Genomic DNA, 8,081 nt, shown 5'->3' on the forward strand with positions numbered 1-8,081 from the left:
AGCTACGGGTCTTGCGCGCTTCGAAGCGGCTTCGCGAACCAGCGCCAGACGGCCGTCGGGACCTAAAAATTTTGATGGCCGGCGAACAACACCTTCACGCCAGCCGGATCACGCCCGCCCGGATATTCCTGAGATCCTGGCCGAGGTCGGCGCCGTTTGGGCAGGGCTCCGAATCGGGGTCAACGAAGTTCTCCGAGGATTGAAGCGAGATAGTCGGTGCTCCAACCGGCCTTTTTGCGCCTGAGCTTGATGGAGGCTTGTCGTGACGGCACGCTTGGATGGCGAAATGCCTGACGATAGCCAATGTAATGCGCCCCGTGCCCCTTTCGGAGGCGGGATTGATCCTCGCTGCGGCACGTCGAGGGTCCAGTGCAGCGCGTTCTCGATCAGGATTTCGCGCAGATGTATTGTGCGTCCTTACTCCAAATCGTCACTCCACGCATCGTCTACGGCTCAGCGTCAGGCATGACTGCGCTCAAAACGTCAGCGTGAAGCCGGCCCGCAGCGTGAAAGCATAGAAGTCCATGCCAGCGCTATCCTTGTAGGTTTTTTGTTTGCCGGTCGCCATGTTGTAGGCCGTGTCGTAGCCTTTCTTCCGAAAATATTTGTCGCCATTGGCGGCCAGGAAGACGCTGGCGCGGTCGGTCATCTGATAATCGATCTTGGCGCCGGCCGAGATGAACGGCACCGTGAAGAAGTCGTCCTCAAATCGCAGCTCGCGCCTCCAGTGATCGTCAACAGCGCTTGCATCAACGGTGAAGCCGCTGCGCAGCAGACCCGAGAGCGTCAAGTTCCCGAGCGTCGTGGTCGCTTCCGCGCCAAGGAACAGGCCGAAATAGCGCTGTTCGTAATCGAGGCCCGGTTCGCCGTCCGGGGACTCGCCGCGATAATCGCGGAACCCTTCCCCACTATATATGTACGAACCGCCATAGGCCTTCCACTTGATGTTAGTGTATTTGACGCCGCCATGCAGGTTGATAACCGTGGCATCGTTGATCACGAAGTCTGGGCCTGCTGCCATGTCAAGGTCAATGTAGCGGTCAAGGCGAGTGTCGGGGTGGATGGACTGATGCGACCAATCCCGTTCCACGAAGCTCGGCGCATCTTTCAGCCAATCATAGTCTTCCATATGGCTGTTGCCAGAGAAACCGAAGACGGCGTTGGCTGAAATGATCCAGTTGTTCCACACCTCGGCCCTTAGCCCGGTGGTCAGAACCGGCGCGTCGGTTTCTCAGATCAATTTGCTGATATGATTGCCCACTTTGTCGTAGACAAGCTCGTTGCCCTTTAGCCAGGTGTAGCCAACACCACCAAGAATGGCGACGCTCTTGTCGGGCGCTGAATAGATGGTCGAATGCGCCGCCATGGCGATGGTCGACGATGTGCAGAACGTGCCGAAAGCAAGAATTGCAAATGATGATGTGCAGCGATTCATGGGGCCTCCTCGGGATAGCCGTTGGTGATCTTTCGTTAAACGACGGCGGCTCTCAGCGCCCGTTCGCAGGAGTTGTTGTCGCGGCGACCATTCCTGGGCATTGGAAGACCTTGAACTCCGATGCGATGTCCAGGACGGCTTGGCATTGCTCTTGGCCTGATGCGCTGCATAGAACCGCGTGGTCGGCCACTGCCGTGTTGCCGGACCGTATAAGAGATTTGGCCCGGCCCAGAGGCGACGCTCGTGGCGAGAGGACGGGATTGCACCGGCCGCCGACGCTGTCAAAATGCCGAAGTTGGTGATGCGGCACGACGCTTAATTTCCCGCTCTTTGGCGATTAAGCGTTCCAGCTTGTGAACGTTGGGCACGCCTGGGATCACTTCGAGGCCGAGAACGAACCCAGGCGTGCCGTCGATGTACAGCTCCTTGGCGACCGCGCGATTGCGCTCGAGGAGGTTTTCGAGGGCGGGGTCTCTCATGTCCCGTTTGAGCTGTTCAACATCAAGGCCGACCTGTCTTGCGATAGTCAAAATGTCGAATTCGCTGAGCTGCCCGCTAGTAGCCATCAGGGCGTGATGGAACGCGTCATATTTTCCCTGCTTGATGGAGGCGAGCGCCGCCAGTGCGGCAAATTTGGAACCCGGTTTCTCGCCCGGATAATGTTTGTAGACAACCTTCAGCTTGGGATCATCCTTGAGGGCTTGCTGGATTATACGGTCTTCCGCCCGGCACTGCGGGCAGTTGTAGTCCAAAAACACAACGAGAGGGACGTCGCCATTCGGGTTGCCAGCAGTTGGCGCAGCGGTGTCGTTCAAGAGTGCGTCGCGCCGCTCTGGAATGAGCTTCCGCCAATCCGCGGCGAGCCGGCGATGGTTTTCGAGCTGGCGGACGTAGTGTATGGCAACTGGACCATATCGTGTCGCTAGCCCGGAAAAAAGCAGGACTAGGACTGAAAGGGTGATAGCGCCAGCTTTTGGATTAAGCATGGGAGGCTCCAAGTAAAGGTGAAAGGCAGGGCAGCAACAGCCGGCTTCTGACACCCTTAGGTGACAGCAGCCTGAAAGCCTCAGGACATTTGCGTCACTCGGGGTTCAGCGTAGCGCCACGTTCAGAAAGGATCCTGCCCTCGAACTGGGAGCTCGGGACCCCCTGATGATTCTCGATTGGGTCCATTTTGATTTTCTACGCGTCTGTGGCACTCCGGATGGGCGCGGCAGATCGAGAACTTTTTGAAAGAAATTTCAACTCCGATGGTGCTCAAAAAGGCATCTGCCTTCACTGGCTGCTATGCACTGGGATGGAAAACGCCCGCTGAGGCCGTTGACGAGTGGTTGCGGTAGGTCAAAACAGATTGGTGTTCCGACCCCGACTAGGTGACCGCAGATCTCACAGGAGCTCTGGATCTCCAATGCACAATGCCCGAAGTATACAACCCCAGTTTTCAACAACCACGCTTTGGTCGGAGTAGTGCTTGTCAGCGTCTTGGGTGACGGCTGGAGCTGGAGCGGTCATTACAATGGCCAACGCCGTGGCAGCAAGTATCGTTCGTGGGCAATGAGACCGCAATTTCTGGAGCCTCGAGCGCCCCACGGCGTCTTTTTCTGAGGTAGGCATTTTCGTTTTCCTTTTTTGCATCATCACGAATTTGAAGAGGATCGGGTGGTATGTGCCGTTGGAGAGCTGGCGAAGCGGCCGATATTCATGTGGTCGGGTCATCTGCAGGATGGCGGTCCTGTCTGCCGATCGCAGCGAGATCCAACGGAGCTGGGGGCGTCCCTCGGAATGCGCAGCCTGTGTTGCGTTCGGACGAACGTCATGTGAACTCCTGGGCCAAAGACTGCGCGACGGGCCATGTCGCAACACGTGTCATGGTTATGAATATGCAATTGCCATGCCACCAAATGAGTTGTGAGCAGCAACCACAAATCCAAGGGGTCGTCCGCCTGGCAGGCTCGATTTTAAGCCCCAGGATGTCTGTATCTGAACACAGATTGTCATGAATCGAACTCGGAAAAATGCTGTGACCAGCTTTGCACCGGTTGACGCCAGAGTCCTCGGTTGAGCATTGCGCATCAGAGCGGATTGAGGCAACAGGCGATCGCCGGCCGGTCGAGTTGCGCAGCCGTGTGTTGCAGTTAGCGTGGCGGCATAGGGGCCGCAGGTGTGATCCGGGCGTCGAATGCTGGGGCCGTTCGCGGCATCCGGCGACCCATCTAGCGATCACTGATCGCGTGATCGAGGTCATACTGAGTTCAATCGCTCGTCCCGCTGCGGCCGTTCAAGGCTTCGCAGATTCGGTTCTGCATCGGCTTGCCTGGAGCGACACGCTGCTGGCCTCCTGCCGTCCAGGCGAGCTTGGCGTTCGAGTGAACCCGGTGCCGTGCTCCGACGGAAATCAGATCGCGTCTGCCCCGACTGGGCAAATGTCCAGACGGATGAACGACGAAGCCTCGATCCTTTTCTTGAAGCTGCTGCTTGTCCCTAGGCCGCACAGGCGCATTGCCACTCTTCCGAGACGCGCACGCTTCGACCATCTCCTGGAGCGAGATGTGATGTTGCAAGACGTCGAACCGCTGCTCCTGCAAGTAGCGCAGGTGGCGCATGGTCCAGCTCTTCGTGCGCGGATATGGGCGTTCAATTGATCTGGCGGGTTAAATGACAGGCGGCCGGTTCCAGCCGCGGCGGACAAAATGTGAGGTTCACTACAAGCCGACATCTGGGCACTGTCGAGTTTTGCAAAGCAAACCGACCTTACTGGACGCTGAGATGCTGGCACGGCCTTTGCAAATTGGGAGGCGGCAACTTTTAGCGAGGGTGTCGCGTCTTTTGCCGGACAACAGTGGCAAAGCTTCCGAAGGTTTGAGTTAGCAGTAACTCAAAGCACAAATGCGTTCTCTTTGCCGGAACGCCTGAAGAAAATGAGAGCGTAAGCAGATACGTCATTGGTGACGTTACATATTTATTGAAAAATCTTGCCGCTTGTCGGGATACAGACAACATAAGAAAGCGAAGAGAAAACGATGAGTGCCGAAGGTAAAAAGAAACGCGGTGTATCAGGTGTATCAAATGCGCGGAATATTGCGTTCCGCTATGGTGGCAACCCTTCAAATTACAGCTCGGCGATAGGGCACACGACTCATCCGCGTCTTGGCGGTTCGCTGTTTCTTAACGCTATGATCCTCGGGCAAATGCTGCCAGGATTTAACCCAAGTGAACGTATGTTGAAGGCTGCGGACGCTTGTATTGAGGAATGCCCCGTTCTTGGTGCGCCTTTCCAGTGAAATAAGCGGAGAAATCGCAGTGACGTGGCAGATAGTGAGCCGATTGTAGGCGGGCTGTGCCGCCCTTCTTATTCGGCATCTTCTCGTACTCCAGGAATGGAAATACTGATTGGCGTCGATAACAACAACATCGAACGATCGGGCATCGAGATAAGCTGCGTTGCGCCGGAATTTGATCCGCTGATTACGGGGTACGCTTCATTGTCGCATTCGCGACGATGTCTGACATCGGACACAGCGCCGCCAGAGCGAGCCCATTGTTTAAACTAGGATTTCCCAGTTGGCACGACGGTTGCGGCCCTATGCGCAACAGCACTGCTACGCCGCACCAACTGGGAAGAACTCATCCATGATCACGCTTTTCGAACATACGGGCCTCGCCGCAAAAATTGAGCCTTCTCGAGCAGACGAGAGCCATTGCGCTTTCATTCCTCAGGTCTTTCGGACATGACTGAATTCGATTTCCGCCCGACACTGAAGGCGCCCGACGATGACCCCCATCTTTGGCTTGAAGATGTCGATGGCGAACGGGCACTTTCTTGGACCGCCAACCAGTCGGCGAAGACCTTGAAGGACTTCGCGGGAACGCAGTTCGAGCGCGACCGGGCGGCGCTTACAGCGATTTTCGATCGTCCCAGCCGGATTCCCCTGGTCACGCGCCGCGGTCAGTACCTCTACAATTTTTGGCAAGATGCTGGCAATCGGCGAGGACTGTGGCGCCGGACCACCCTTGCCCTCTACATGAAGGCGGATCCCCAATGGGAGCTACTGCTCGATCTGGATGCGCTCGCGGCTAGCGACGGAGAGGACTGGGTCTGGAGTGGTGCGTTGATCGAGCCGGAGAGACGGGAAAGAGCCGTTCTGCGGCTGTCGCGCGGCGGCAGCGATGCGGTCGTGCATCGCGAATTCGACCTGAGCTCTCTCAGCTTTGTCGCGGACGGTTTCAATCTCCCCGAAGCCAAGGGCGACATTGATTGGCTCGACCCCAACACTCTTCTGCTTTCCAGTGCGCTTGGTGATGGTATGGCCACGCGCTGCGGCTATGCACGCACCGTGCGACTGTGGAAGCGTGGCGCGGATCCCCTCGCGGCGCCGGTAATCTTCGAAACCAATTCCGAAACCCTCGGTGTGTCTGGCCATCTGGACCGTACCGCCGAGAGCGAGCGCTTGTGGTTCATTGAGCAACTGGCCTGGCTCGCGAAGAAAGTCCACGTTGGTGATAGAAGCGGGCCGAAGACAGAGATCGACCTTCCCAAGGACGCCAGGTGGGCTAACTTCGGCGATTGGCTGGCGGTAAAGCTGCGCAAACCATGGACGGTCGCCGGGACGACCTATAGCGCCGACGCACTGATCGGCATTTCGCTTTCCTCTTTCCTGGCTGGCGAGCGTCGTTTTAGTGCCCTGTTTGAACCAGCCGAGAGGCGCTGTCTGCAGTCATTCTTCTGGAATGACGGGACGCTCATTATCGGCTACCTGGCGAACCTCGCTCCGAGATTCGAGGTGTTCACCCCGGGCCCGCAGGAATGGACAGGCCGAGCCCTGGACGCCTTGCCGTCGCAAGGGACTGTTCACCTCTGGTCACTCGATGCGGCAGATCACGACACCAATGGGGAGGTCCTGGTTTGCGTTCAGGATCCGATCACGCCGCCGCAGCTTTTGCTGTTCGATCTCAAGGCCGCGCCACCTCTCAGCGCTTCAGAAATCCTGAAGCGCAGCCCGGAGAATTTCGACGCATCCGCACTGGTGATCACACGCCACGAGGCAGTCTCGATCGATGGTGAGATGATCCCCTATACGCAGGTCGGTCCACCAAACGGGAACGGAGATGCCCCAGTTCACCTTACCGCCTATGGCGGGTTCGGCATATCGCTCCTGCCCTCCTACAACTCCACCCTCGGCAAGCTGTGGCTCGAGCGCGGCGGCACGTGTGTGGTGGCCAACATCCGCGGCGGCGGCGAGTTCGGCACCTGCTGGCACGATGCCGGGCGCAGGGAGGGCAAGCGTCTCGCCCATGACGATTTCGCCGCCGTTGCCGCCGATCTCGTGCGAAGGGGCATCACGCTGCCGAGGCGGATTGCCGCCCAGGGCGGCTCAAATGGCGGCCTGCTGATCGCCAACATGCTTACCCGCTATCCTGAGCGTTTCGGCGGGCTGTTCTGCACGGTTCCGCTTATTGATATGCGCCGCTACACCAAGCTTCTGGCAGGCGCGAGTTGGATCGACGAATATGGCGATCCCGACAAGGCTGACGATTGGGCTTTCCTGAGTGAAATCTCGGCCTATCACGCCGCATCGTCGGGACAGCCCTATCCGCCTATCCTGCTCGCCACCACAAGACGCGACGACCGCGTCCACCCGGGCCATGCGCGCAAGATGGCGGCAAAGCTGCAGGCCCTTGGCTATCCCGCTTACTTCTACGAGCCCAGCGCGGGCGGGCACGGCTACGGCAAGGACAATCGGGAGCGAGCCGTATTCATCAGCCTTGGTATCGGTTTTCTTCGCAGCGCGATCGGGTGGCATGCCGATGGCTTTCATAAAGGACCCGGAGCTCGACAAGGGCGAACTTCGGATGAGTGAGTACAGGTCGAGGACTGCGACAAGGTACAGACCGTGCGAGTACAGTTTGCACAAATGCGCGCTAGCGCCTTGTCGTTCTCAATCAATCGACGGAGCACTTCACACCACAGACTACAATTCTGAAGAGCAAGGAGAAATATCATGGCAACAAAGCGAATGAACGTGGCGCGGGGAGTAGCAGCGGGCATCCTCGTGCTGCTGGGACGGCAGGCCATCGCGACTCCAAAATCCCCCTGCGCGTGTTACCCTCCCCCTCCACCTCCCCTTATTGCTCGGGCCCGTCTACGACACCGATCTAAGAGCCAAGCTTTGGGCAGTTCCGCCTGCGCGCCTCGGGGGCATATTCGGCTACGTTAATACCGTGCCTATCCCCGCTTAATTTCTATGGGACCAGCGCAGTCGGGCACAGCTACGGCAGGACAATCCCGAGCTCGCCGCATTCGTGGTCTTGGGCGACGATTCCCTTGGCGGCGCGATCGGCTGGCACGCCGATAGCGTTCATTGACGACCGGCAGCTCGACAAGGGCGAACTTCGAAGAGGTGAGACAGGTCGAGACTGCGACAAAGCTGCAAATAATACGTGCAGCGATTGCGCAAATGGCGCCAGCACTCTGTCGATCTCTATCAACACTGCGGACTATAGCAGTCTACCATTTTCTGAATAGCAAGGAGAAATATCATGGCAACAAAGCGAATGAACGTCGCGCGGGGAGTAGCAGCGGCCGTCGTCCTTATGCTGCTGGCGCAGCAGGCAATCGCGAACCCACAAGCCCCCTGCGGCTCTCCGC

The 8,081-nt window shown here is 58.0% G+C and carries 5 protein-coding genes and 2 pseudogenes; 2 read left to right on the forward strand and 5 right to left on the reverse strand.

Annotation, left to right across the window (positions count from 1 at the left end; translation table 11 throughout):
* Window positions 1-179: 179 nt before the first annotated feature.
* The 5 genes and pseudogenes from A9K66_RS31190 to A9K66_RS31195 all read right to left on the reverse strand — a co-directional run.
* A pseudogene (locus A9K66_RS31190) lies at window positions 180-387 on the reverse strand (ISAs1 family transposase); the annotation flags it as partial.
* 88 nt (window positions 388-475) lie between these two features.
* On the reverse strand, window positions 476-1,213 hold the full coding sequence (locus A9K66_RS15790; protein ID WP_246728261.1) for an omptin family outer membrane protease: 738 nt from the start codon (window positions 1,211-1,213) through the stop codon (window positions 476-478).
* Window positions 1,214-1,231: 18 nt separating this feature from the next.
* Window positions 1,232-1,435, reverse strand: coding sequence for a hypothetical protein (locus A9K66_RS30775; RefSeq protein ID WP_197093080.1), 204 nt, complete (start codon window positions 1,433-1,435; stop codon window positions 1,232-1,234).
* Between the two features lie 281 nt (window positions 1,436-1,716).
* On the reverse strand, window positions 1,717-2,421 hold the full coding sequence (locus tag A9K66_RS29565; RefSeq protein WP_082953909.1) for a DsbA family protein: 705 nt from the start codon (window positions 2,419-2,421) through the stop codon (window positions 1,717-1,719).
* A gap of 1,536 nt (window positions 2,422-3,957) precedes the next feature.
* Window positions 3,958-4,068: pseudogene (locus A9K66_RS31195) on the reverse strand (IS110 family transposase); the annotation flags it as partial.
* A 387-nt stretch (window positions 4,069-4,455) separates the two neighbouring features.
* On the opposite strand from A9K66_RS31195, the gene A9K66_RS30315 reads away from it, so the two are divergent.
* Both A9K66_RS30315 and A9K66_RS15805 read left to right on the forward strand, forming a co-directional pair.
* Complete coding sequence (locus A9K66_RS30315; protein ID WP_141245940.1) at window positions 4,456-4,716, forward strand: hypothetical protein; 261 nt, start codon at window positions 4,456-4,458, stop codon at window positions 4,714-4,716.
* A 447-nt stretch (window positions 4,717-5,163) separates the two neighbouring features.
* Window positions 5,164-7,293 carry a prolyl oligopeptidase family serine peptidase gene (locus A9K66_RS15805; protein WP_067325064.1) on the forward strand — a complete coding sequence of 710 codons (2,130 nt, stop codon included), beginning with the start codon at window positions 5,164-5,166 and terminating at the stop codon, window positions 7,291-7,293.
* The last annotated feature ends 788 nt before the right edge of the window (window positions 7,294-8,081 follow it).

The organism is Mesorhizobium sp. AA23 (assembly GCF_001672435.1).
Classification (GTDB): Bacteria; Pseudomonadota; Alphaproteobacteria; order Rhizobiales; family Rhizobiaceae; genus Mesorhizobium.